This is a genomic window from Acetomicrobium hydrogeniformans ATCC BAA-1850 (genome assembly GCF_000160455.2).
Lineage (GTDB): Bacteria > Synergistota > Synergistia > Synergistales > Acetomicrobiaceae > Acetomicrobium > Acetomicrobium thermoterrenum.
In genome coordinates, this window is the sequence record NZ_ACJX03000001.1 from 630,001 (window position 1) to 655,617 (window position 25,617).

22 protein-coding genes (1 of these 22 only partly in view) are annotated in these 25,617 nt (G+C 45.2%); 2 read left to right on the forward strand and 20 right to left on the reverse strand.

The features are described 5' to 3' along the window. The 12 genes from HMPREF1705_RS03080 to HMPREF1705_RS03135 form a co-directional block, all read right to left on the reverse strand. Positions 1 to 1,087: the 5' portion of a nicotinamide-nucleotide amidohydrolase family protein gene (locus HMPREF1705_RS03080; protein ID WP_009202380.1), read on the reverse strand. Its footprint begins 143 nt before the window's first position; the window shows 1,087 of its 1,230 coding nt (coding positions 1-1,087); it begins with the start codon at positions 1,085 to 1,087; the stop codon falls past the left edge of the window. A 6-nt stretch (positions 1,088 to 1,093) separates the two neighbouring features. Beyond that, positions 1,094 to 1,555, reverse strand: coding sequence for a phosphatidylglycerophosphatase A family protein (locus HMPREF1705_RS03085; protein ID WP_009202379.1), 462 nt, complete (start codon positions 1,553 to 1,555; stop codon positions 1,094 to 1,096). Next, on the reverse strand, positions 1,545 to 2,852 hold the full coding sequence (gene rimO / locus HMPREF1705_RS03090; protein ID WP_009202378.1) for a 30S ribosomal protein S12 methylthiotransferase RimO: 1,308 nt from the start codon (positions 2,850 to 2,852) through the stop codon (positions 1,545 to 1,547). The genes HMPREF1705_RS03085 and rimO overlap by 11 nt, the downstream gene beginning before the upstream one ends. Further along, positions 2,852 to 3,757 (reverse strand): helix-turn-helix domain-containing protein, encoded by a 906-nt coding sequence (locus tag HMPREF1705_RS03095; protein WP_009202377.1) that lies wholly within the window; start codon positions 3,755 to 3,757, stop codon positions 2,852 to 2,854. The genes rimO and HMPREF1705_RS03095 overlap by 1 nt, the downstream gene beginning before the upstream one ends. Beyond that, positions 3,758 to 4,432 carry a ribulose-phosphate 3-epimerase gene (rpe, locus tag HMPREF1705_RS03100; RefSeq protein ID WP_009202376.1) on the reverse strand — a complete coding sequence of 225 codons (675 nt, stop codon included), beginning with the start codon at positions 4,430 to 4,432 and terminating at the stop codon, positions 3,758 to 3,760. Next, complete coding sequence (locus tag HMPREF1705_RS03105) at positions 4,429 to 5,568, reverse strand: PASTA domain-containing protein (protein WP_040348850.1); 1,140 nt, start codon at positions 5,566 to 5,568, stop codon at positions 4,429 to 4,431. Before HMPREF1705_RS03105 ends, rpe begins: the two co-directional genes overlap by 4 nt. A gap of 12 nt (positions 5,569 to 5,580) precedes the next feature. Further along, positions 5,581 to 6,903: an RsmB/NOP family class I SAM-dependent RNA methyltransferase gene (locus HMPREF1705_RS03110; protein WP_009202374.1), complete on the reverse strand. Its 1,323-nt coding sequence runs from the start codon at positions 6,901 to 6,903 to the stop codon at positions 5,581 to 5,583. Next, on the reverse strand, positions 6,903 to 7,598 hold the full coding sequence (locus HMPREF1705_RS03115) for a DUF6391 domain-containing protein (protein ID WP_009202373.1): 696 nt from the start codon (positions 7,596 to 7,598) through the stop codon (positions 6,903 to 6,905). Before HMPREF1705_RS03115 ends, HMPREF1705_RS03110 begins: the two co-directional genes overlap by 1 nt. A gap of 92 nt (positions 7,599 to 7,690) precedes the next feature. Beyond that, complete coding sequence (locus HMPREF1705_RS03120; RefSeq protein ID WP_009202372.1) at positions 7,691 to 8,386, reverse strand: zinc metallopeptidase; 696 nt, start codon at positions 8,384 to 8,386, stop codon at positions 7,691 to 7,693. A gap of 72 nt (positions 8,387 to 8,458) precedes the next feature. Continuing rightward, complete coding sequence (locus tag HMPREF1705_RS03125; RefSeq protein WP_009202371.1) at positions 8,459 to 9,592, reverse strand: DegT/DnrJ/EryC1/StrS family aminotransferase; 1,134 nt, start codon at positions 9,590 to 9,592, stop codon at positions 8,459 to 8,461. A 29-nt stretch (positions 9,593 to 9,621) separates the two neighbouring features. Continuing rightward, the gene (locus HMPREF1705_RS03130) at positions 9,622 to 10,287 is read right to left on the reverse strand and encodes a GntR family transcriptional regulator (protein ID WP_009202370.1); all 666 of its coding nucleotides are present in this window, start codon (positions 10,285 to 10,287) and stop codon (positions 9,622 to 9,624) included. A 329-nt stretch (positions 10,288 to 10,616) separates the two neighbouring features. After that, on the reverse strand, positions 10,617 to 11,990 hold the full coding sequence (locus tag HMPREF1705_RS03135) for an aminotransferase-like domain-containing protein (protein ID WP_040348848.1): 1,374 nt from the start codon (positions 11,988 to 11,990) through the stop codon (positions 10,617 to 10,619). 152 nt (positions 11,991 to 12,142) lie between these two features. Between HMPREF1705_RS03135 and HMPREF1705_RS03140 the strand changes: the two genes are divergently transcribed. Further along, the gene (locus HMPREF1705_RS03140) at positions 12,143 to 12,982 is read left to right on the forward strand and encodes an HAD family hydrolase (protein WP_040348846.1); all 840 of its coding nucleotides are present in this window, start codon (positions 12,143 to 12,145) and stop codon (positions 12,980 to 12,982) included. A gap of 1 nt (position 12,983) precedes the next feature. Here HMPREF1705_RS03140 and HMPREF1705_RS03145 read toward each other — a convergent pair whose 3' ends face one another. The 8 genes from HMPREF1705_RS03145 to HMPREF1705_RS03180 all read right to left on the reverse strand — a co-directional run bounded on the left by HMPREF1705_RS03145 (position 12,984) and on the right by HMPREF1705_RS03180 (position 24,217). Then, the gene (locus HMPREF1705_RS03145) at positions 12,984 to 13,955 is read right to left on the reverse strand and encodes a bifunctional heptose 7-phosphate kinase/heptose 1-phosphate adenyltransferase (protein ID WP_009202367.1); all 972 of its coding nucleotides are present in this window, start codon (positions 13,953 to 13,955) and stop codon (positions 12,984 to 12,986) included. A 10-nt stretch (positions 13,956 to 13,965) separates the two neighbouring features. Further along, positions 13,966 to 15,447 (reverse strand): AMP-binding protein, encoded by a 1,482-nt coding sequence (locus tag HMPREF1705_RS03150; protein ID WP_009202366.1) that lies wholly within the window; start codon positions 15,445 to 15,447, stop codon positions 13,966 to 13,968. Then, a complete protein-coding gene (locus HMPREF1705_RS03155; RefSeq protein ID WP_009202365.1) occupies positions 15,434 to 16,669 on the reverse strand; it encodes a M20 metallopeptidase family protein in 1,236 nt (411 codons plus the stop codon). The genes HMPREF1705_RS03150 and HMPREF1705_RS03155 overlap by 14 nt, the downstream gene beginning before the upstream one ends. 8 nt (positions 16,670 to 16,677) lie before the next feature. After that, positions 16,678 to 18,054 carry a hypothetical protein gene (locus tag HMPREF1705_RS03160; RefSeq protein ID WP_009202364.1) on the reverse strand — a complete coding sequence of 459 codons (1,377 nt, stop codon included), beginning with the start codon at positions 18,052 to 18,054 and terminating at the stop codon, positions 16,678 to 16,680. Between the two features lie 512 nt (positions 18,055 to 18,566). Beyond that, positions 18,567 to 19,490: an RluA family pseudouridine synthase gene (locus HMPREF1705_RS03165; RefSeq protein WP_009202363.1), complete on the reverse strand. Its 924-nt coding sequence runs from the start codon at positions 19,488 to 19,490 to the stop codon at positions 18,567 to 18,569. Beyond that, the gene (locus HMPREF1705_RS03170; RefSeq protein WP_111089543.1) at positions 19,465 to 21,255 is read right to left on the reverse strand and encodes a PEP/pyruvate-binding domain-containing protein; all 1,791 of its coding nucleotides are present in this window, start codon (positions 21,253 to 21,255) and stop codon (positions 19,465 to 19,467) included. The genes HMPREF1705_RS03165 and HMPREF1705_RS03170 overlap by 26 nt, the downstream gene beginning before the upstream one ends. A 14-nt stretch (positions 21,256 to 21,269) precedes the next feature. Continuing rightward, positions 21,270 to 22,982, reverse strand: a complete 1,713-nt coding sequence (locus tag HMPREF1705_RS03175; RefSeq protein WP_242603508.1) for a PEP/pyruvate-binding domain-containing protein — start codon at positions 22,980 to 22,982, stop codon at positions 21,270 to 21,272. A gap of 26 nt (positions 22,983 to 23,008) precedes the next feature. Then, a complete protein-coding gene (locus tag HMPREF1705_RS03180) occupies positions 23,009 to 24,217 on the reverse strand; it encodes a 2,3-bisphosphoglycerate-independent phosphoglycerate mutase (RefSeq protein ID WP_009202360.1) in 1,209 nt (402 codons plus the stop codon). A gap of 176 nt (positions 24,218 to 24,393) precedes the next feature. Here HMPREF1705_RS03180 and HMPREF1705_RS03185 point away from each other — a divergent pair, with 176 nt between their 5' ends. Further along, positions 24,394 to 25,605 (forward strand): aminotransferase-like domain-containing protein, encoded by a 1,212-nt coding sequence (locus HMPREF1705_RS03185; protein WP_009202359.1) that lies wholly within the window; start codon positions 24,394 to 24,396, stop codon positions 25,603 to 25,605. Positions 25,606 to 25,617 lie beyond the last annotated feature (12 nt).

Here is a 25,617-nt window from a genome sequence, read left to right on the forward strand (position 1 = left end):
AACATACTGTTCCGACGGGTTTATTAGGGCTTCCTCCCGATGGCCCAGCAATACCGGTAACAGAGACTGCATAGTCGGCTTTGAAAATTCTCATAGCACCGCTCGCCATGGCAAGCGCACATTCCTCGCTAACTGCTCCAAAACTATCCAATATTTTCTCAGGGACTCCCAAAATGATCTTCTTAGCTAAATTGCTGTAACATACAGCACTTCCCGCAAAAACCGAAGACGCTCCCGGAATTCTTGTAATGGATTCTCCTACCATACCACCCGTACAAGATTCGGCAAAAGCTAAGCTTGCGTTTAAATCTGACGCAAGTGCAATTATGGCTTCTTCTAAACAAGAAACATCGTCGAGAAGCACGTCATCCTCGAGAATTGTTTTAATTTCGCACAGAAGAGCGGACGTTAATTCCTCAGATCCCTTTATGACCAAAGTCACTACATTGGGTTCCGGCAAAAACATAATATAGTGGGGAAACTTTTTAACTAGGTCGCCTAGAGCTTCCTTCAGTTCACTTTCAGGCCATCCTACGACCTTGCATAAAGCAAGGCGTATGGAGGCACCCTTTTTCAGGCCACTCAGATATTGCTGCGCCATAGCCTTAAATTCCATCGGCACTCCCGGTAGGGCTAAAATTTCGGTTTTCCCAGCGTGGATCAAAAAACCTAGAGCAGATCCCACAGGGTTAAAAATCGCCTTTGAACCCAACGGAATGGATGCCTGCTTATCGCGACATCCTTCTAGATTTTTTCTAGATTCCAACGAATGCCGGGCAATGATGCTATCGTAAGTTTCATCATCCCTCACCAGAGGAACCTCTAGAAACTTGGCTACAGCTGCTCTCGTCCTGTCATCGTGTGTGGGCCCAAGACCGCCTGAAATAACAATGAGGTCCACTTTACCAACCCAATAATTCAGTAATTCTATAAGAATTTCCTCTTCGTCTCTAATGACTTCTAAAGCTCTTACATCATAATCTATAAGGGCCAACTCACTGGAGAGCCATGAAACATTGTCTTCCCTTTTAAGTCCTAAAACGAGCTCATCTCCAATAGCCACCAACAACGCCTTTTTTTTCAACATACTTTCCTACCTCGCTAATATGCTTACAAAACCACCATCAAAATAAAGCCACTTAACGGCACATAATATAAGATTGGCCATTACGCCACCCACAAAATCATCGGCCATTATACCCCAACCGCCGGGTGCTTTTTCGCTCCAGGAAATAGGAAATGGCTTGAATATATCAAGGACTCTGAAGAGAAAAAGGCCTGCTATTACATAACCGGTGGGGTGTCCATACAATGCTATCCAAGTACCTATGACCTCATCTATGACAACTTCCTTTGGGTCTTTCTCTTTTATCCTTTTGGAATATCGATCGGAGGCGATAACTCCAGCCAGCGCAATAACAATTATCAGCCACCAGGAAGGCCTTACAATAACAAAAACAGCTGCGGCTACGCATGATGCCAGAGTGCCAGGCATCGACGATACTCTACCTACTCCCCACAAAACAGCAGCTTCTTCAAATAAATTACCCTTCATCGACAACTACCTCGGCTTCCATATCGTGTTCTGTAACTGCATTAATTCTCACGTTTAGAAAGTCCCCACAAGGTACATCCTTCACTCCCTTTATTGCAATAACGCCATCAACCTCTGGAGCTTCTCTAAAGGACCTTCCTAATACACAATCCTCGTAGTTTCTTTCTTCTACGATGACCTTTAGCCTGCGACCTAAAAAGCGTTCCTGTCGGCTCAATGATATATCTGCCTGCAACTCCATCAACATGTCTAACCTTTTCCTTTTGACCTCGTCAGAAACCTGTTTCTTTATGCCAGCTGCCTTGGTGCCCTCTTCCGGCGAATACAAAAAGGCTCCAACTCTGTCTATCTCCATATCCTCGAGAAAGCGCAGAACTTTTTTAAATTTAACATTATCTTCTCCCGGAAAACCAACAATTATAGTAGTTCTCAGTGCAAAATCCGGATCTATTTTTCTTGCGTAGGAAAATATCCTTCGTAAATCCGATTCGGTCACATTTCTATTCATACACGAAAGAATCTCATCATCGACATGTTGGATTGGGATGTCAAGGTATCTTAGGACATTTTTATAGCTGGCGATGCGCTCTAGAAATTTTTCATTAACACGCATCGGATGAAGATATAAAGGCCTAATCCACATACCGTCGGGCACATGTTTTTCCAACAAATCAAGCAACTCAACTAAATGAGAGGAACCGTCCCAATCCATGCCATAGGCAGTCAAATCTTGTCCCACTAGGCAAATCTCCTTTGCTCCCTGCAAAACGAGATTTTCCGCTTCTTCTAAAATTTCATCAACAGGCCTGCTTCTCAGATGACCCCTAATAGAGGGTATGGTGCAATAGCTGCAGCAATTATTGCATCCTTCCGTTATCTTTAGATACCTGCTCCACGTTGTCGTCTCCGGAATAAAACCCCGCGAACAAGGCGAAAAGCTCGTGTCGTTTACGCCGAGACAGCTCAAAACATGTTCCCATTCTTCCGACCTTGCCCATATGTCTACCGTTGGGAACTCCCTTTTTAAGTCGTCACCATACCGGTTCAAGAGACAGCCTAAAACGCCAATTTTTTTAACCTTTCCCAAACCTTTAAGCTCTTCCAGGTGCAGGATGACATCGATACTCTCCTTAACTGCAGGCCCAATGAAGGCGCAGGTGTTCACGAGTATGATGTCGGCTGACTCGAAATCTTCCGCAAACCCAAATCCCTTTGAAGTCATTGCCCCGGCAAGCTTTTCGCTATCTACCTGATTTTTTGCACACCCTAAACTTACTATGAAAACTCTTTCTTTCATTAATCCGCCTTCACGACCTTCCCGTCTGCCTGATAAAGGACTGTAACCACGGAACCTCTGGGCATCTCTACCTTTGTTCCCATCCACGTTACATCCACTGCAGCCACGTTGCCAAAACGCACCTTGATAGGCTCACCAGTGGTCTCAAAGGTCTTCGTCTCGTTTAGCTGAAGAGTTCCTTCGTATATTTTTTCATCTCCCCTTGAAACTCGCACCCAACACCTTCCTCTGGAAGCCTTGATCTCCAATATCTTAGAAATTTCCTTTGCGGTTTCCTCTTTCTCTTTTTCTTGTGCTTTCATCGCTTCCCCGCCCTCGACGTGAGGCAATGTGGCTTGTAAAGAAACATCTTCATCTTGTCTTTCAACAATAATGGATTGTTCTTGATTATCTTCAAAGCCGTTTATTACAGCTAGGATATCCTCCGGCGAGGCGTCTGCGCCAACCCCCGTCTCCACTGACACGACATTTCTCGGCTGTTTAATTATATCTATAACATGCTCCCTGCGAAGATAGAGCAAACTCCCGCTTGCCCCCAAAAGCAAGATCAAGACAGCATATATCCACCACCTTGAGGTTGCCTTGAACCCTTTAGGCGGGGGGGAATAAGTACCCAGAACAGATGATATTTCGACCTGCTCGTCCATTGGAAGAAACGAATCATATTGAGACCACAACTCCGAAAGTCCGAGGTAGCTCAAATACTCCTTAATAAAGAAACGGGCAAATATCCTTCCTGGCAATCGATCCATTTCTCCGCTTTCAATAGCTAACAGATGACTGCGGGGTATTTTGGTATCCTTGGCTACGTCGTCCAAAGATAACCCCCTTTCCTCTCGCGTGCGTCGAAGAATATCGCCTAATTCCGAGATACTTTTGCTCTTGAGATCTTTATCCTTCGCCACCTATTGGAACACCTCCATTATCTTATCCCGCATGGTTTTTAAAGCAAAGGCAGGATCGCTATGGCCAAATACGGCGTTCCCGGCTACAATCACATCACAACCGTAGCGCACTGCGGTATGTACATTTTCCAGTCCTAATCCTCCATCCATCTCTATTAAAAAGTTAAAATTTTTAACTGCCCGTTCTCTGTAGAGCCATCCTGCCTTTTCCAAAACCTGCGGAATGAACTTTTGACCTCCAAACCCCGGATTTACTGACATAACCAAAACCATGTCCAGGAAAGGAAGGAGCGGAGCAACCCACTCCACAGGTGTTCCGGGATTAAGGGCAATACCACATTTTACACCGCTGTCTCTTATGCGTTGTAAAACTCTATGAGCGTGAGGGGTTGCCTCTATCTGTACCGTCAGGTAGTCGACACCTAGGGGAAGAAATAAATCTATAAAACATTCAGGCGGTTCGACCATAAGATGCACATCGATAGGAAGAGAAATGTTTTCATCACTTCTAAGTGCAGCCACCAAATTTGGCCCATAGGCCAAATTTGGCACAAAATGACCATCCATCACATCAATATGCAACCAGTCGCACTGCCCTTTAATTTTTTCAATATCACCCGCTATATCGAGCGGGTTAGCCGACAAAAGAGATGGAGCTAAAATAACTTTTCTCAAAAATACCTCTCCTCCCAGACAAACTCTCCTCCTAAGTATATAGTTACGACCAACTGCTCCGTGTACGGAATGTCGAGCGTTATATATTCGTTACCCTTTACCTCTTTACTCAAAATAGTGCGTTCTCCTCTTTTATCGGTTGCCTTAATGACTAACTCCAAAGGCCGCGATAAAGGAGGAACGGGATATCTAACTTTGGCCTGTTTCGTCTCCGCTTGCTGCTCATCGGTTCCTTTTTGTCCGGAAACATCTGCAGGTTTAGGTTGCGGTTTCTCGGTTTTTACCTCCTCTTGTTGTGTTCTTTCGCCTTCAGGTTTTGCCGGTTCCTTGGCTGCAGGTTTAGGGGGCAAAGCAACGACATCTTGAGAAACCGCAGCTCCAGGAACTCTGACTACTTCCTGAGAAGGTTGTTTTTGAGGAGCTTTCCCGCTGGATACTATCAAAGTGACTTGGCTCCCCCTCGCCACTTGCGTTCCGTCTCTAGGCTTGGTCGACATTACAACTCCCTGTTGAGTCGAAATTGTATCTACATATTCTATATTTTTTGCAAATAAGCCCACTTCGCTCAACACTTTTTTGGCCTCTTCAACGTTCATTCCCGTAACGTTGGGCAAGGGAAAAACGTTATTGTCGCCAACGTTAGGGCCAAGGCTGACCAACACGTTGACACGGGTTTTTGGCGGCACCCTGGCAGGAGCTGCAGGACTTTGGGCAATAACAACTCCAGGAGGAACATTGCTATCGTAAATGCGCAAGACATCTCCAGCAATAAAGCCCGATTCTTCTAGCTTACTCAATGCACTTTCATACTGCATTCCCCTGACATCAGGAAGTGCATGACGCTCGCCACCGCTACTCACTCGCAATATAACAACTCTGCCGCGTTTCACTTTATCTCCTGCTTCGGGCAATTGCCCCAAGACCACTCCAGGCATTTGATAGGAACCGACTTCCTCCACCTTGGGCAACAACCCCAATTGCTGTAGATTTTCCATTGCCACGATGGCACTTTTCCCTACTAAATCAGGCATCGTTACACTACTCCCACCGAAGAAGACAAAATAGAGCATGGTCAAACCGCTACAAACTAATACCAATAAGACAATCAGTAAAGAGAGGCTAATCCATCGCCTCATTTCTTTCCCCCCTCAGCGTTTCATTAAAATACATAAAAAGAAACCATCCACCCAAGGACTCCCGGGCAACAAGTAATAACCAAAGGGTCGCCCCCTCTGTAAAGGGAACCCTCCTCCCTCTATCTCAATTTCTATGATATCGGGGTTAGAGCAAAGGGCCTCGCCTATTACCCTTTCGTTTTCTTCTCTAAAGACGCTACAGGTGCTGTAAACGACAATTCCCCCGGTAGTTACCATGCCGATAGCACGTTCCAACAAATCCCTTTGAAGATCCGAATATGAGGATAACTTTCCCGGAGAAAGCCTCCATTTGCCTTCCGGATGCCTGCCCCAAGTCCCGCTTCCGGAGCAGGGAGCATCCAACAACACTATTTCGGGTGCCTCTTCTGGCGCTAATTTGAGAGAATCTCCAACCTTCCATATGGATCTGTTCTGCACGCCCAACCTCCGAAGCTCTCTGCGTCCCGCATATACTCTGTTTTTTGAAAGATCCCAGGCTTCGATTGTCACGTCTTGCGCTCTTTCCAAAATATGTCCTGCTTTTATGCCCCGTCCGGCACACATGTCCAATATCTTCCTTTTCCCCAGCGACGAAGACAGAGACAGCACTTTATCGGAAACAAAAATTGACGATTCAGTTTGAGGCGTCCACAGGCCCTCGTTGTAGCCTAGCATCGAAGGAGGATGTCCAAAAGAATTGCTTCTGAGAACATAGTTAAAATATGGAGACCTCCAGCTTTTCACACCCTCTTCAAAAAACTTCTCGCCCATTTCCCCAGGATCAGTCCGAGGAGACAACCTAAAAGAGAGATAGGGTTTTATCAGCTGTGATACAAATAGCTTCTTGGCCAGATCCTGCCCCCAACTCTCCATCCATCGCCTAGCTATCCATTGCGGTAAACCCCAGAATAAAGCCTGATTTATTTGGTTTGGGCTATTTTTCAACTCCTCTAACTTCTCTCTGCCATCGGATGCAATCTTGCGAAGGACGGCGTTGACTAGAGCGGCATCGGCCGGATTCTTCTTTTTAGTCGCCTCCACAAAGGCATTTACCAATGACTGCGGAACGAAGTGTTTAATCTCCAACAAACCGGCACAACCCAAGATTAAGATGTCACGAGTTTCAGCCTGCAAAGTCTCAAAGGGCCTTCTCAAAAAGGATCTTAGTATCTCTACCCAAAGATTGTAGCGGCGCATTGCACAATAGACCAATGTAGAAGCCAACTTGCGTTCACCTTCAGGCAAATCTTCCCCGAATCGTCTCAGAACCTGTGAGAGAAACAAGCCTTTACGAGTTTCCTCCCATATCGCTAAGGCCGCCTCAACACCCTTCACTAATCCACCACCTCAACGCTTAGGCCATCTTCCGGCTGTCTCGTCGAAATAAACAGCTCCGAAGGCATCATAAATTTCATCCCCAAAAAATTCACCGGATTTGACCTAACCTCTATCCCATCTATCGTCATGCCACTGACGTCTTGACTTGTTGTAATATAATATTGTGCAATTTTGCTAAAAAAAGCACCAAATGCATGGGCACAAAGTATTGCCAACAATATCGAAAACAAACTTAAATGCCCGGTAAGGAAAAGAAATCCAACAAATACGGCAGCAGCCACTGTGTTCGTCACAACGATAGTTGTCCCACACCTTGGATGCACGGCCAATTTTCTCTCGCCACGACTCATCCTGTACAACCCTTCCCTCGCTGCTGCCAACACTAAATGAGGATCCATAACGCCTTTCAAGGTAAATCCGTTCTCATAAGCCATCCCCGCAATATTGGTTGGACCATAATTCTCTTCAATGACGTTAACGGTGGCATGTTCCAGGGCATGGTTTCGCCTGACTTTTTTGTTAAACAATATACGCAACAACTGTCCCGGGCCCACGATTAACCATATAAAAGATTGAGCGGCAAAACCCAGGGGAATAAATACCAATAGAAATATGAGGAAAAAAACCAACAATAACCCAAAAGCCCAGGGAGCCACGAACAACAATATTAAAAATAACAATAAAATCGGCATGACCAGATCCTCCGCGTCGGATAATATAAGGGGTGGCAAACCACCCCTTATATTATCACAAATTAATTGCGATAAGCCCAAGAAAAGAAGACTTACCTTCTGTCCACCATATTCCTAAAAGCCAACAGACGCAAAAGCTGAGCCATCGCCATTACAGTAGCTGCCACATAGGTCAAAGCAGCCGCATTTAAAACAGCTCGTGCACCGCCAACTTCGTCTTGCGCCAACAACCCAGTATCGGTTAGGTAGCGCAAGGCCCTTGCGCTGGCATCGAACTCGACAGGCAGGGTGACAAGATGAAATATAATCACAGCGACGAAAAACAGAATGCCTATATCCATCAATACGGGCGCTCTAAAAAGCAACCCTATAAAAAAGAGCGGAAATGCTAAACCTGTACCCAAATTCGCCACCGGGACTATCGCATTTCGAACTTTCAATGGTTTGTAAGCATTGGCATCCTGTATTGCATGTCCAACCTCGTGAGCTGCCACTCCTATCGCTGCAATGCTTGGACTCGAGTAAACGCTCTCGGATAAACGCAACACCTTAGTCCTAGGATCGTAATGATCGGTTAGCGATCCAGATATTCTCTCTATAGGAACGTTTGAAAGCCCGAAACGATCCAATAGCGCCCTCGCGGCTTCGTAGGCCCTTACTCCCTTTCGTGAATATACCTTCGAAAATTGATTGAAGGCACCCTGTACTTTTATTTGTGCCCATATCGCCAAAAGAAGCGCAGGTATCAGAATTATAAAAGTTGGATCGAAAAACAACGGGAAATACATTATCGTTCACCTCCTCCGCGAACCAGTTCCCCCTCAGATATTATAATGGAAGATGTCATATACCACACCTCGCTAATTACTCCTGTAAAATTTAGCCATCGTATCCACAACGTATTCTTGCTCCTCAGGCAATAATTCCGGATACATCGGCAAAGATAAACTGTTTTTGCTCAACGCTTCGGCTTGGGGAAAATCTCCCATTTTGTATCCCAAAGAGCTGAATGCCGGTTGCAAATGTAAGGGCAAAGGATAATAAACCCTTGTCCCAACCCCATTTTCCGTAAGATATTTCATCAACTCGTCCCTCTTGTCGCATCTGACCACATATTGATGAAATACGTGATATCCGTCAGTGTCTTCATGGGGACTTTTAACGAACTCTGAAATGCCATATGTATCGAACAATATTCGATATCGCTCCGCTATGATCCTGCGTTGTTTGTTCCACTCGTCAACATGAGGCAACCTGCATCTTAAAATAGCGGCTTGGATTGCATCTAAACGACTGTTCATGCCCAATTCCTCGTGAACATATTCACCGCATAAACCATGAACTCTTAACTTTCTAATCCTGTCTGCAAGGTAATCATCATTGGTAGTTACTAAACCGCCATCACCATATCCGCCCAGATTTTTCGTAGGATAAAAGGAAAAACACCCAAAGGTCCCAATAGTCCCACAATACCTGATATCGTCGTCTATCTTGCGCCATGCTCCAAAGGATTGCGCGCAATCTTCTATTAAATAAATCCTTTTATCGCGCAAAAGGCCCTCAATTTTCTCGACCTGAGCCATATGACCAAACAAATGAACCACTATAACCGCTTTCGTCTTAGGTGTAATATGATCGTATATTTTGTCGATATCTATGTTGTAGGTTACAGGATCGATATCGACAAAGACGGGCCTGGCACCAAGCCTGGAAACCACACTAGCAGTTGCAAAAAAAGTATAGGGCGTCGTAATAACTTCATCACCTTCTCTTATTCCCAAAGCCATAAGAGAAAGCAGCAGGGCATCGGTACCGGAAGCACATCCCAGGGCATTACTTACGCCCAGATAAGAGGCAACTTCTCTTTCAAAACCCTCAACCTCTTCTCCCAATATAAACCTTTGTGATTCTAATACTCTGTTAACAGCATCTTTCAGCTCATCCTTCAACATTTCATAATTTCTTTTTAAATCAAAGGCCGGCACATTCATCATGTATTTATTATCTCCTTCCCAATATGAAATTAAACCATCTTTTTCCCATATGAAAATAAGAAATTTGACGTATTGATCATATGTTCCTCCATATTTTTTTCGGCCTTAGATACATCCCTTTCCCTGATCGCTTCCAATATTTTCTTGTGCTCGGAAAGGCTGGACTCCAGGATTTCATGTATTGGAGAATCGATGATAGCAGTATATATACTAATCCGCGCTATGCAGTTCTTTATAAAACTTTCTAAGACTTCATTGCCGCTAAGATGAGCTATTATGCGATGAAAGTCTTCATTCACTGCAAGATATTCTTCAAACTCGCCTCTCCGGATCGCCTTTTCTTCTTGCGCGATAACCTCTTCCAACTCTTCCAGGTTTGTTTCATCCATATTCTGTAAGGCAAACCTTATTGCCGTTGTTTCCAAAACACTACGCACTTTAAAGGTATCCTCGACATCCTTTTGAGATGGCGATACCAATCGGGCACCAACGTTCGGAATTATTTCCAACAGGCCTTGGCTTGCCAATCTGCGCAGAGCCTCTCTTACAGGAGTTCTGCTCACACCTAAGGCAACGGCGAGATTAACCTCAGCTAGGCGCTCTCCCGGCTTCATCTGTCTCATCAATATCTTATGAAGCAATTCGTCATACACATAATCCGATGATGTGGTATAAAGTTTTTCTTCTCTCAACATGGTTAATTCCTCCCAATTTGGATCCAAGATATACGAGATTGCATTATACGATAAACTAAATAGAAATGGACATATCGCCCGCCCTTTACTGTATAATGCAACCGAAATCCGAGATTTACCGTATTGTATCAGAGTTTTGAAATGTACACAACCCTGTATTTGAATAAGGAGAGCTGAATGTGAGGCAAATAATCTTAATTTTATCTATAGCTGCAACGTTCTTTATCGGTTATGCCGTGGCTGGCATAAGCACCTTTTTATATGGTTCCGGCAGAAGGGATCTGATTTTGATAGGATTATTGGGCGGAATTTCATGCGGCACCCTTGCCTTAATGCTGTGGAAGAAGCTCGTCATTCCAAGAACTACAGAGAATAGAGAGGACAAAAGAAATATCCGATAGCCTTAAAGAGCTGACAGAAAGCCTGACTGCTTCCACATCTTCCCCTTTAACCGAAAACGCAACCCCGGGGACAACTGAAACTCCTTGGGCCACCGCTTTGAGAGCCGCCTTGCTACCTTTAAGGCTTGGCAAATTAAGCCATAGGTAAATACCGCCTAAGGGCATCTCAAAAAGGGCTTGAGGCAGCATTTTCCTAAAGCCCTCGCACAACGATCTCATTCGCATGGAGATTTGATTTCGAACAAATTCCAGCGTTTCATACAACCCCCCTTCTTCAAGAAATGTAAGCACGAAATATTGGACCAAAGATGAAACAGAGCCGTAAAAAATCCTTTTTATGTCGAGGCAACTTTTCATCAAATTTTCAGGCAAAAGGAGGTAACTCATTCTGAAACCCGGGAAAAGCACTTGGCTGAAGGATCCCAAATATGCTATCTTTTCGGCATTTTCCATGGCCTTCAAAGCGGGCACGCTCTCCTTGCCGTACCTCAATTCCCCATAGGTATCATCTTCTATTATCAAAAGCGACTTCCTTTTTGCGATTTCCAATATCGAACTTCGCGTCTCTAAAGAAAGCGTGCGCCCCGTAGGATTGTGGAAACTCGGTATCAGATAAAGAACATCGCCCTCGGAGGCATCTTTTAAACTGTAGGCCGGATCGTTCAAAGATATGCAACAAACTTGCATTTTATTCTTCGTGGCCAACTCTACGACAGGAGAGTAGGTTAGTTCTTCGACAAATATATTTCTTACGCCCTGTTCTTTAATCGCTGCAATCAAAATGGCAAGTGCCTCCAATCCGCCGGCAGTAACCAGCACTTCATCAGATCGTGCTGGAATCCCCCTTAAAGCGGCATGCTTGACCAGTGCCCTTCTAAGTTCGGGAACTCCGGCCAAAGGCGCCGGCAAAATCAAATCTTTACCTACATTCAAAGACAGGTCTTTCAACATCTTGGACAAAAAACGTGTCGCAATCAGACTTTTATCGGGTAATCCAGAAGCTAGGTCCCATATAACTTTTTCTGAGCACATCACTTTTTCTCTTGATACACCGGCAACATTTTTGCGGCGGACATAACACCCGCTCTTTTTCTTCAACTCGACATAGCCCTCTGCTTCCAGAAGATGCATGGCTTCATTTACGGTAGTCCTGCTTACGCTCAAATCCTCGGCCAATTGGCGCGTTCCCGGCAGTTTATACCCCTCTGGAAGCGTACCGCTTTCGATCATGCGCTTCAGATGAAACGCTATCTGGTGATAAATAGGAGTTTTAGACCCGCGCTCCAGAGGTATCTCCAACATAACAACCATCCCCTTGAATAAATCGCCTGTCGATGTCAAACTAATTATGCTTGGAAGTATGATCTCTTAGATATAGCGACATTATATGTTTAATCATGCGATTCTCTCAATATATCGCATAAAATATATAACACCAAGACATGGGAGGAAATATGGACAAATTAAAAAAAATTCACGATGCCCTTATTTTCGACATGGATGGCGTGCTCATTGATGCAACCTTCTCTTATCCAATGGTCATAAGAATGGCTGTACAATGGGGGTGGCGCTACCTGCTCGGCAATGACGTAGATTGTACCGCCTTTTCTTATGGACATTTCTACATCAGCAAGACACATCCGGCCTTTAACGATGACTACGATATTGCATGGATTTTATTGTCCCTTGCAGCTTCAAAGGGAATAAGATCTTTAAAAAAGGCTTTTCCCACCCCAAAACAGTGGGAAGAAATTCTGCAAAATTTCAATGGCGACGATCCTTCGCTACTGCTTTCTGACAATTTTAACAATATCGTTCCCAGATCATCTGTGAGACAGTTATGCGAGGAGATCTACTTCGGTCGTGAGGAATACATTTCTTTACAGGGCAAAGAACCCAAATGGTACAAAGGAAAGGGACTTTGGCGAAGAGAAAGGGCTCTCATCGATGTGCATTGGAAAGATCTTCCCTTGCCCGTCTGCATTTTCACAGGAAGGTCGCGGAAAGAGTGTCTTCTTGGGCTAAAGCTTCTTGGCTGGGAAGACCTTCCAATGGAGAGGATATTCACTTTAGAGGACGGTATGCCTAAGCCTTCCCCCGAAGGCTTAGAAGTCTTGTCCGCAAGGGTGGGTGCCAAAAATCCGATATTTTTCGGAGATACGAGCAGCGATTTGGAATCGGCTAAAAGATTTGGCAGAGGAAAGTTCGTATATGTCGGCAAAACCCCTAAGGACTTACCTTTGGTCTTTAAAGATGCGCAAAAGGCACTGTCCGAACTGGGGTTTATCGATTAAATCATTGGCCTCCGTCGAAATAGGGCTTTAACTTTTCCCACTCGGGAGAATTCTCTATTTCTTCCGGAGTAACAGTGGCGGTACCCATCTTTTGTACGACCAGCCCGGCTGTCAAAGTAGCAAATTCACAAGCTACACGCCAAGGCAGCCTCAATCCAAGAGCAACGGCTATAGATGCGACTACCGTATCACCAGCCCCGGAAACATCGTAAACCTCCCTTGCACGGGCCGGGAAATGGATCAATTCATCCTTTGCGGCAAGTACCATACCCTGGTCTCCAAGGGTGATGACAACAGCCTCCATGGAAAGACGTTCCCTAAGCAACTGAGCACCCTCCAGAGGAGTGAAATTCCCATCAAAGACACGCCCTAAAAGCATTTCCGCTTCCAATTTATTGGGAGTCATAACAGTCGCTCCTATATACCGTTCTTTATGTTGCGGTTTAGGGTCGACTATAACGGGAATACCCCTTCCTTTGGCCCAATTGATGGACCCACTAGCCACTTTTTCGCTTACAGTACCCTTCGCGTAATCTGAAATGACCAATACATCGGCATCAAGAGTAGACAAAACTTTTAAAATATCTTTCGAAATATCGCATAAACGATCATCAATATAGTTATCCCAATCTACTCGTACAATCTGCTGAGAACGGGCAAGAATCCTCGTCTTACGTATCGTCGGCATGTTTAAAGTTATTGGAGAACATATGGCAACCCTTGTCTTATTCAGCAGAGACTCCAACAGGTCCCAGTAAATATCCTGCCCCTTGGGGGCCACTAAAACAGCATCGAATCCGAAAGCAGCAACGTTATTAGCCACATTAGCCGCTCCACCCGGCCGATAATCCTCCTCGATAACTTCAACTACCGGAACGGGGGCTTCAGGCGACAATCTGCTCGCACGACCAATGATATAATGGTCGAGCATAACATCCCCCACTACGGCAACTTTGCATCGCTTCGCTTTCACGGATACTCCCCTATCCTTCTCGCAATGCTGATCTTTTGGCCTTCCCCAGGGCAGTTTTGGGCAGGTTATCTACAAATTCGATGATCTTTGGGATTTTATAAGAGGCCAAAAGCCGTCTGCAATGAGACCATATATCTCTTTTTGCCGGCTGCTTATCTAATTTAGGCACTATAAAAGCTTTAACGATTTGTCCGCTCATGCTCTGGTTTACTCCAATAACGGCAGCTTCTTTTACTGATGGGTGTTTCAGAAGGATCTCTTCGACTTCTTCCGGAAATACTTTGAAGCCTCCAACCATAATTACATCGCTCTCACGAGAGTGAAGCCTTATGTAACCATCGTCATCGATCGACACTATATCCCCCGTATTAAACCAACCGTCTTTGAAGAAAGCGCCAGTCAACCCGTCGTCTTCGAAGTAGCCATCCGCTACTGAGGCGCCTCTAATCCAAAGCACGCCCTCATGCTCTTTGGGCAATTCCTTTCCCTCATGATCACATACTTTGGTTTCTACTATCGGAAGGGCAGGGCCTACAGTGCCAAGTTTTCTCGCAGAATAAGACCTATTAACGGCTACCACCGGCGATGCTTCCGTCAAACCATACCCCTCCAGCACGCCGATCCCTAAATACTTTTCGAGAATTTCGTCCAAAGCAAAGGGGAACTTATCTCCACCGGAGATTGCAGCTTTGATACGCCTTGGCAAGCTTTCTCCCTTTGATAGAGCTGATGTTATGAATTGATACATCATTGGCACGCCGACTAATACATTGGCCTCGGAGCTTCTAATCGCTTCCAATACGTTTTTTACGGGCATAAAACTGGACAACATGCATTGAGAAAGGTTTAACAGCAGTGGCAATAGACCACATATTGAAAATCCGAGAACGTGAGAATTGGGAAGAGCGTTAAGAAGTATATCCCCATCCTTTATGGGTTCTACTTGATCAATGCAACTTATGGCGTTCATATATAAAGATAAGTGACTTAATGGCACGGCTTTCGGCTTACCACCTGTCCCAGAAGTATAAAATATGACGGCGACGCCTTCTTGTCCGGGGTATTCAGGTAAGGCCTGAACGGATTCCTTAAAAGGTGCATCGTATAGGGCCAGCCCCCAAGGGATATGCTCACGATTCAGCTCGTCAACCAAATTGGAACGCTCTTTAGACAAGACGACCATAGAAACCTTTGCATGTTTCAAGGCACTTGTAACGGCATTTACCGGCTCGCGATGATTATATGGAACTACAGCACCCCCTAAACGCCATGCTGCCAAAACGTGGGCCCAAAAGGAGGGGCAGTTCGGCATCACTAAACCCAAATGCATCCCCGATTTAAATCCACTGTCGTAAAGCTTTTCCGTAACAGCTTCCACCAAACCCCAGAACGCTCCGCGAGACCACCAAACCCCATTAAACCAAATTGCTCTGTCCCAAGGAAATCTACGGCAGATGGATTCTATCTCTTTATCCAATCTATCCAATCTCATCTTCCCCCATAGAGAGCATGTTAGACAAACAAAAAGCAAGATAGGCTTCCAAACCTGCGGCAAAAGGAAGCAGGTCTTCCGGTACATCGTACTTCGGATGATGCAACCAATATTTACCTCCAGTCCCAAACAGAAGAAAACATGACGGAATGACTTGCGTGTAAAAAGCGAAATCTTCGCCGGCCATCAATGGTCTATCCAAAATCTCCAAGTTCTCGTCTCCAAAAGAGTCACGGGCAATCCTTAAAACTAAACTTGTAAGCCTTTCATCGTTTATAACCTGAGGGTAGTTACGATGATATTTAATAGTGCCAAGCCCCCTAAAGGTTTTTGCCAATAAAGGAACCATTTCCTCCAATCTGTTTTGAAGAAAATCGCGAACCTCTACGTTCAATGCCCTCAGAGAGCCCCACAGGTCTATTTGTTCGGGAATAACATTATGCGCTTCTCCTGCTTCCAGGTGCCCAAAGGAAATAACGGCGCTTTCCGTAGGGTCTATTTCCCTACCCACTAACGCCTGAGCAGCGAGTATTACATGGGCAATGATCGTCCAAGGATCTACCGCAAGATGGGGGGCAGCAGCATGGCCACCGACACCTTGAATAGATATGTGAAACCTGTCGGAAAGGGCAGTCATAATTCCGGGCTTCAACAATAATTTGCCGTACCCGTATTTGGGCCAAAAATGAAAACCCAAAGCATAATCAATATTATAGCTGTCCAAAAGACCCGCATCAATCAACCGTTTTGCCCCACCAAGACCTTCTTCGGCTGGCTGAAACACTAACACCACGGATCTGTCGAGCATCTCCCTTCTTTTGGATAAAAGGAGGGCCACGCCCAACAACACCGCCATGTGGGCATCATGACCACAACCGTGCATTACCCCAGGGATACACGAAGCAAATGTAAGATCGGTTTCCTCTTGAAGAGGCAGGGCGTCCATAGGACACCTGATCATTATTGCCCTTCCTTCCCTTTTGCCACTTATTTTTCCTATGACGGCGGTGGTTTCTCCAAAGGCCTGGGTAACTTCAACACCGGGCATGCTTTTGAGGATTTGGAAAACTCTGGAAGATGTTACCCTTTCCTCAAAGGCCAACTCGGGAAAAACGTGAAATCCTCTTCTCCATTCGACCAATTGATCGTAAATATTGGTTGCTTCTTCAAAAAGATCTTCTTTTGTCTTGAGCCTCTCTTGCTTCGATATTCCCACAACCATCACCGTCGTCAACTAAACATTTTTAGCATAATTTCGGGATTGCTCCAAAACTCCGGCTTCACCGCAAAGGCCGAAGCATTTCCATACACCCAACCGTCTTCCATCGGAGCTTGAGAACCCTCCTGCTTTACAATCCACGTCGGCATGCAATTAAAACCCTTCACCTCAAGCTTAACCCAGGCAGGCCAATATCCTCTCAATGATTTCCCGGTGCGTTTTTCGGAAGATATATGTTCGATATTGACTTTATGGCATGGGCCTGAACTCTCTGCATAATAACCCTTGAAAGGGAAAAATGACAAGCCCCTTATCTGATCCCCATTGGGAAGGGAAAAGGATTCTCCGAATATTGGAGATGATCCCCCTTCGATTAAGAGTTTTCCCTTAACGAGAACAGACGAGAAAGCTTTTGCTAAAGAGCGATTTTCAACGAGATCTTTCATAAACACATATCCTATGCCATGGGGAACATATATGAAGTCTAAGTCACTATAATTCGTTATTTCATCATATGGAAGTGATATTACGTCATATCCTAGGGCCACCAGCAACTTTTCGTTATTGTCCCCTCCCAAAGCAAGAGCAGGATGATGCACAACTCCAACCTTTCTCTTATCGGAACGATAGCTTATATCAAACTCCAACATTTCCACGTTCAATTGTGGTGCGCTACGAGCATGAGCCACAATTACCTCCCACTCGATTTGTCTTTCCATCGCAATGAGCCGAGCGGCTGAAGTTTTCAACGACAGCAAGGAACGGTTGCCCGACAATTGGCCAACTATGGACAAAAAATCTGGTTTTTGCTTGAAAATAAAACCCGGTATATAACCCAAAGCCGTCCATGGAAGATCTCTGCCAACAGATATTTCTAGAAGTTGATACTCCCTAGGGTTTAAGACGGAAGAGAAGGCGACAGCTTTTATCAAATTTGAAATGGAGTTAGGCAATTGCCGCGCAAACTCCAAAACGCGCCTTGCAGTTATGGCAGAAGAACCGCTGGAAAAAAACACGGGAATAATAGGGCATTTCAATTGCTCAGCCACAGACGCCAAAACAGGGTTAACTTTGAGTTTCTCCTCGCTACAACTTCCGAGGGAAGCAAAGAGTATATTTAAACAATCTTCCCGTGCCGCTGTGACGAACAGTTGTTTCAAGCGGTGTATATTTTCAAGCAAAAGCGAATCCAATACGGTTGCGGGCTCACCGAAAAGGACATACAGCAAAGCTGCCATATGCTCGTCGATGCCCACTACGAAGGGTTTTATCTTATAACCTGCTTGTTGCAACGCAATGGCCATAATTACACCTGGAGGGATCAACGATTCATCTCGTTCGTCTGCAAATATAACTCTTGGCATCGAAAAGGTTTTATTGTCACTCATGGATAAAGTTTATCACACTTGCCATAACTGACAAACTCTTCAAAATTAGATGGCGAATTGCAGATCAGAATTACACTTTTAAAAGAATAAAAAAACCATGGCCCACGAAATTATTATCTTTAGTGGGCCATGGTATCGACAATTTATTTACAGCCCGAGCATCCTGAAGTTGGAAGCATTGCAGACTTTACTATTAGTTTCGACCCCCAAATGGAACGCATTACTTGTATGTCTATGGTATCACTTTGAAAGGCCATGCCCTTAGGAACCCATAAATCGATATCCCCATCCTTAACCTCAAAGTAATCTTCGAGATTGACCGGCTTCCCGCCCTCAACGAGGGCCGCATAATAGGAAGATCAACCCCCTCCTATTCTTTTCACCGTAATGTATCCTTCGTTGCCCAACTCTTTTAGCTTTTTGCGAGCACCTTCAGATATAGAAACACCCAATTTAACTATATTTTCCACTAAATTTCACCCCCAGCAAGTATCTCATACAATATAAAACTATTATAGCATACCTATTATGGTATCTAAGGATAAATCAAAAAGATTTATCACAGCTGCCAGATCAGCCGGTAATGGAGCGCAAAATTTTTTGCCCGCCAAATAACTCAAATCATTCCCAAAAATTTCCAGAGAGTAGGCGTGCAGCATTGGCCTTCTTGCTTCTTTGCCGCTGTCGCCGTACTTGACATCGCCAACGATAGGATGCCCGATGTGCGATAGATGAACCCTAAGTTGATGGGATCTTCCGGTAATCGGCTCCAATGCCACCAAAGAGGCATGATTTCCTGCCGACAAAGACATGTATCGCGTGGCAGACCTCTTGCCTGCCCCTTTGTTTACCACCGTCTTGAGGAAACGTTCGTCCCTTTCAAGGGGAGCTTCTATTACGCCTTCTCCGGTTAGACGCCCCCTTACAACGGCCAAATATTTCTTGGCAACCCTCCTGTTTCTGAACATAGCTGTCAGTGCTCTTAAAGAACGAAAATTTAAGGCTAGGGCCATTACCCCGGATATATTTCGGTCTAGCCTGTGTGCCGGGGTCGGAATAAAACCTCCCTTAGTTTTATTGATCAAATTGAGTGCTCTATTAACGACCGAGTCATCCTCATTGGATGCCGGTTGGCTCAAAAGCCCTGCAGGCTTGTTTATTATCAAAACATTTTCATCCATAAATATAACTTCCAAAGGTTTATCCGCTACATTTAGCGAGGGCTTTAGTTTCGCAGGATCTTCAAAGGGTACGCTGACTTCGTCTCCCCTATATAAACGATAAGAGGGGTCTGTTTTTTCTCCGTTTACGGTGACCCTTCCTTTTCTGATTGCGCGCATAATGGCACCCAGGGGTACCTCGCTATATTTCTTTCGCAGGAATCTATCCAGCCTCACGCAATCGTAATCTTCATCTATCTTCCATATTTTCGCCATCGCACGTACCTTTTCTGACGGCAACAATTCCTATATTTCTTGCACAGTCCATATATACATCAAAGGACCCTTTGTATATTTTGATCCCCAGATCTTGCATTTTCTCGCAACATGTCGATTCAAACCACTCCTCCCTGAAGACATTCCCCTTCTCCCCTGCGAAGACCGGCATATAGAGAACGTTATCTATTTCCAGATCGGAGTAAAAATGGGTACCATAGGAAAGTTCGGGCATAAATCCCAACACGGGAATCCCAACCTCTACGATGCACTTACAGTTGGTTAATTCGCTATATTGAACAGGGATTCCTAAGGCAGGATTGCTCGATCCAACTCTACCGGGTGCCACCAAAATATAGGAATTAGGATACAACTTCTTATTGATCTCTCCTATGGCTCTCGCAATTTCATGCTTATTAGCCGCCGTCACGTATATTTTATGATCAACATATACTAGATATGGCACGTTCTCAAGCTGTCCGTCGGTGACCATTCTGTCTGCCTTGAGAATTACAAGCTTACCCTCCAGGTCCCTTTCATCAAATTTCGACTCACAGCAACCCGTCCAAAGAGGCCTGGCCTGCAGCAACTCCAATTTCCTTTCGCTCGGTTCGTAGGCAAACTCTATATCCACAGGGGCACCCATGGAATCTTCCAAATGCTTAAGAAGTTTTTGCATTCTTGTAAAGAAGTCAGGGTTGTGTCTCGTAAACCTTTCAAAGGTAATACAAACCTTGCTGTCGTCCTCCTGTTGCCTGAAATAAGATAAATCGAGGTTTTCCCAATAACCGTTACCGTCATCTTCACGATATACCTGGGCATACTCTCCAAGCTCTCTTCCGTAATGCGTCAACAAATAATCTAATATTCCCTTGTCGTTTATGTTATAAGTTACTATGTCTCCTCTATCTCCATCGATCATTTGAAAGCTCTCCTGGGAATGTCTCATTACGTTGTAAGGATGATTACCCTCCGGCCTAAGATTTGGATTGGAAAGCGAAAAAATTCTAGCGTAACCACGCCTAGTGCTCATTGTTCCAAGGCCAAATACCAGCCGCAATAAGCCATCTTCTACGTTCAGGCGAGTGCACCACCTTCTCAAGTTTAATGAATATCCGACTCCTGCTGTAGTTGGGAAATAATAGCGACCCTTCCATTTACCTGAGGCTCGCATGACAATTATTCCCATTTTGTCATCGCCCAATTTGTGTTTGTTGCGGTATTCCACAGCCGTTGGGAAAAAGGTCCTGGCGTATATTCGCTTTATTTCGTTCTCGATCGCCAAAACTCGTTCGTTTAAGTCTCCGCTGGCGTGCAGCAGCCGTGATCTGTATTTTCCGGCGAAGGAATATTTGAGCGAATCTTCCAGCATGGACGATGAACGTACTGCAATGGGGGAATCGATACATTCAAGAAATGAAGCTATACGTTCCCTTACATAACTGGGCAATTCAGCATCAAGAAACCTTTGCTCTATTCTTTCGGGCTCACCCTCCAAGACGTTGTCCAAATCATCTATTTGGCTTAAAAATTTATCGAAGGCCTCGATGCTTATAAAAATAGATTCCGGCATCTCCGTAGAAACAAGTTCATCGAAACCACTTTCGAGAAGGGATTTCATCCCAAAAAGAAGGGACCTTCCCTTTCCGCCGATATGACCGGCTCCCACGATCGAGCTTGCAAAACGATCATCGTTACATGGGTCCCAAGAAAAATAGCTTGCCAATTTATCCTCTCGCACTCTGCCAGAAACTTCAGAACCCACAACCTAAACCTCCTTTAGGTCTCGTCGACAATGACTCCTATTTCCCTTTCCCCATTTAAATACACTCCGAAATTTCCTTCGTAGATCCTTACGGCTTCATGTTCGCCCACAAAGAAGGGTGTCTTCTCAAACCACTGCTCGTTGCAAATATTGCCATGCTCTCCGCAAAAAACGGGCAAATAAAGTATCTTGTCTGTGTCGAGGTCAAGGAAGAAGTGAGATCCATAGGACAATTCAGGCACAACTCCGGCACTGGGGATACTTACTTCCACTATGCAGCCACATCCCGATATTTCTCCGTATGATACGGGTACTCCAAGCAAAGGATTTGTGCTGCCCCATCTTCCGGGGCCTACCAATATATACCTTTCTCCCGAAAGCTTTTCGTTTGCCTTCCCTACGGCTCGCGCAATCTGAACGAATTCCCTCATTTCCATATATAGTTTGGGGTCGACATAGACGAGATGGCGAACACCCATCAACTTTCCGTTGGAAATCATTCTGTTTCCTCGCAATACTATCCGTTCAGACGGTATTTGGGGAATCTCCACATCACCCCACTCTTCAAAAGTAGCAAGAGGCCTCATTTGCACTAAAGCGAGCCGATCATCTTCGGTCTCGTACGTAAACTCCAAATCCACAGCAAGTCCCGCTTTTTCCTCCATCAGCTTCAACAGGCAACATATTTTTTCAAAAAATGTGGAGAATCTGCGAGGAAAGTTGGAGAAAGTCATAACAGGCCACATTTTTTGAATATCAGAAACAATACCGCCATGCAGCATATAAAACATCTCTCCGTCGCTCAATTCCAAAAAGGAATAGGCATTTTTGTGGTGAGTAACTATGTGGTCTAAGGCCATATCTATTCTGTTGCTTAAAAAGAAACCTCTTTTTAAATCGATATAATCGAATTCGTCTTGAGCATGAGCGATGATATCGCTGGCCCTGTTGCCCTCGACTCTAAGTCCCGGCAGGCTTAAGTAAAAAACCTTGGCATTAGCCCTTGCTACGGCCCTGGTGCCAAGGCCAAAACACAGTCGCAACAAGCCCTCCTCTCTTTTTACTCTAGGGCTTGGGCGACGATATACCTTTGAGAAGGCTACTCCGGCTAACTCGGGGTAATACAATTGGCCTCGCTCTCTACCTACAATTGGCTGTATTATTATGGCCATCCTTTCCTGTGCCAGTTTAATACCGTGTCTTCTGCGATACTCCTTGGCAGATGGGTTGAAAGTGGATGCGTAAACTAATTTTATTGCCCTTTCAAACCTGTGAAGTCTGTACTCCAGATCTCCGCTATTTCCAAAAAACCTCGTCGAGTATTTGCCGGCAAAGGAAAAGGCAAGATCGTCTTCCAGAACTGACGAAGACCTGACTGCCACTGGAGTATCGATATCAAGCAAAATGTTAACAAGGGTATCGCGCAAGCTCTCAGAAAAATTGGCCGCTTCAAAAGCCCTCTCGATCTCCTCAAAATTTTCGGCACTTCTAACGACGGGCTCTAAATTATTGCGCACCATGAAGTCATTAAATACTTCTGTGGTAAGAACATAGGACACCCTGGGAAAATCTATACACTTCCCCAAAGGGTTGGTCTGAAGGGCTTCAGCAGCAAAAGCTACTCCCTTTGCCTTGCCCCCTATCTCACCTTCCCCTATGGACCATTTTTTTGATCGATAGAAGGATGCGCCTTCATAATGTGCATACGGTGCGCTTACCATTGACATTCACCAACTCCCGCTCACAAAAAGGTTTAGGCGCCGTACTTTGACAGTCTCAACCCGTGAGCCAACATTAAACCCATGAGATGATGGGCGGGCATAATTCCAAGCGCCCCCTTGGCACACTCCCTTTCGCCAAAGCCAGAGCAATTGCCGTAGCGAACGTATGGACTAACCAACAAAACAGGCACAGGATGCCAGGAATGGCTTTTTAATTGACTTGGGGTACTATGATCTCCGGTTACTACCAAGACATCGGGCTTAAGCTCCAATACCTTTGGTATCAAGGAATCAAGTTTTTCCAAAACTTCCTTTTTAGCCTCATAATTACCATCTTCGCCGAAGCTGTCGCTATACTTTACGTGGACGTAAAAGAAATCGTATTTGTCCCATTGAGAGGAAAGGACTTCGAAAAGTTCCTCTAACCCTCTGTCAGCCTCAACCACTTCCATGCCAACCAGACGGGCAATGCCTTTATACATGGGATAGGTGGCGATTGCGACGGGATTTATCTTATAGAGCTGAGATAAAGAAGGCATATGGGGAGCTTGTGAAAAACCTCTCAACAAACAACCGTTGGCCTGTTCTTCCTCCGCCAGCAACTCTCTAACCCTCTTTATAAATTCGTTCGCTACGCTCGCCATCAGATTTCCCCTTGAAGATGAAGGTTCTGCCCACCTCATAGGAAGACCATTCTTCTGGGGGTCAGCGTCCTCGACTTCCTCCGACAGGCCGTCACCGGAGAATACAGCCACGAATCTATGTTCTTCCCCAGGGTAAAGTTTTACTTTTACTCCCTTTATTTCCTCTATGTTTTTCGAAAGAAAGGCTATTAGCTCCCTGTTTTTTTCCGTGGATATACGACCAGCCCTTCTGTCGACAATAACATCGTCGGGGCCCCATGTAGCGAAGTTCCCCCTCACGCATACATCCTGTGGTGCTACTTTAGCCCCTACGCCCAAAGCTTCGAGGATTCCTCTTCCAATACGAAAGTCCAAGGGATCATAGCCGAATAAGGCCAGATGCCCGGGACCGCTGCCCGGAGTAATTCCCGGTTCTACCATCTGCAGCAATCCGGCTTCGCCCTTAGAGGCCAACTTATCAAGGTTAGGAGTCGAGGCGGCCTCTAACTCCGTTTTGCCGTTCTCCCCCGGCAAACCTCCTAGCCCGTCTATCACCAGTAATAATAGTTTTGTTTGGTTTTCCAGCACCAACTCGCTCAACAGATCTATTCTTTTCATGTGCCAAAGTCACCTCCTGCAATATTTGCATCCTATGTTTGTTTATGATATTTTACACCAATTTTATTATGCATGACGGTGCGAGCAGCAAAAAATCTTTGAGCATTCACTAGATTGCATGCTATAATATAATTACATTTTGTGGCAGGACTAACAAAAGTAGGAGGCGAGAGATAATGAGCGTTTGGGAAAAACTGTACAGCGAAAAGGTAAGTACTTTGAGGCCTTCGCCAATAAGGGAAATGCTGCACGTGATAAGGCAACCGGGAATGATCTCTTTTGCAGGCGGTAATCCTGACCCCCAAAGCTTTCCGGTGGATTTGTTCTATGAGTCTGCCAGTATTTTAAAAGAGCAAGGAAAAGACGTGCTCCAATACGGAACCACTGAGGGATATCCTCCACTCAAAAGCTTTCTCTGTTCTTGGCTTAAACCCAGATTGGGCAGGGCCATCGCGGAAGATGAACTTTTAATAACGACGGGATCCACTCAAGTGGTAGATCTCCTTTGTTGGGCAATTTTGGACAAGGGCGACTTGATCATAACGGAAGAACCCACCTTCGTAGGGACTACACTGACCATGCACAATCATGGCGCTCAATTTCTAACCATACCATGTGACGCCAATGGAATGCTTGTGGATCAGCTACCCGAAAAGATAGAAAAAGCCCTATCTCAGGGCAAGCGGATAAAGTTTATTTACACTATACCCAACTTCCACAACCCCCTTGGTTGCACTATGTCTTTAGAAAGAAGGAAGAAACTGGTCGAAATAGCCAACAAATACGAGATCCCCATCCTCGAAGACGACCCTTACGCATACATACGCTTTGAGGGCGAAGACCTGCCCACGCTCTTTTCATTAGATCAGTCCGGCCTTGTAGTCCATGCCTGCACTTTTTCCAAGATCCTGGCTCCCGGAACGCGCGTTGCTTGGGCTGTAGGCAACAAGGAAATAATAAGAAAAATGGCGATCTTCAAACAAGGCATCGATTTATGCTCAAGTGTAGTAGCCCAAGCGTTGGTATATGAATATTGCAGAAAGGGACACCTCGACAGCTACTTACCCAATATCGTTGATCATTATCGCAAGAAAAGAGACAACATGGAGGAATGTCTTAAAAAATACCTCCCCCTGGAAGAAGTTTCCTGGGTAAAGCCAATGGGAGGGTTTTTTTACTGGCTTGAGATGAAAAATTTAAAGACTGCCGATCTTTATGAGAAGGCCTTGCAAAAGAAGGTAGCTTTTGTGCCTGGCGAATCCTTTTACCCAAATCAAAACGGCGGCAAAAACTGCTTCAGAATGTGCTTCACCTTCGCTTCCCCAAGCGACATGGACGAAGGCATCAAACGTCTAGGAGAGGCTATGAAAGAGCTTTTGAAGTCCTAGCGAAAACAACTG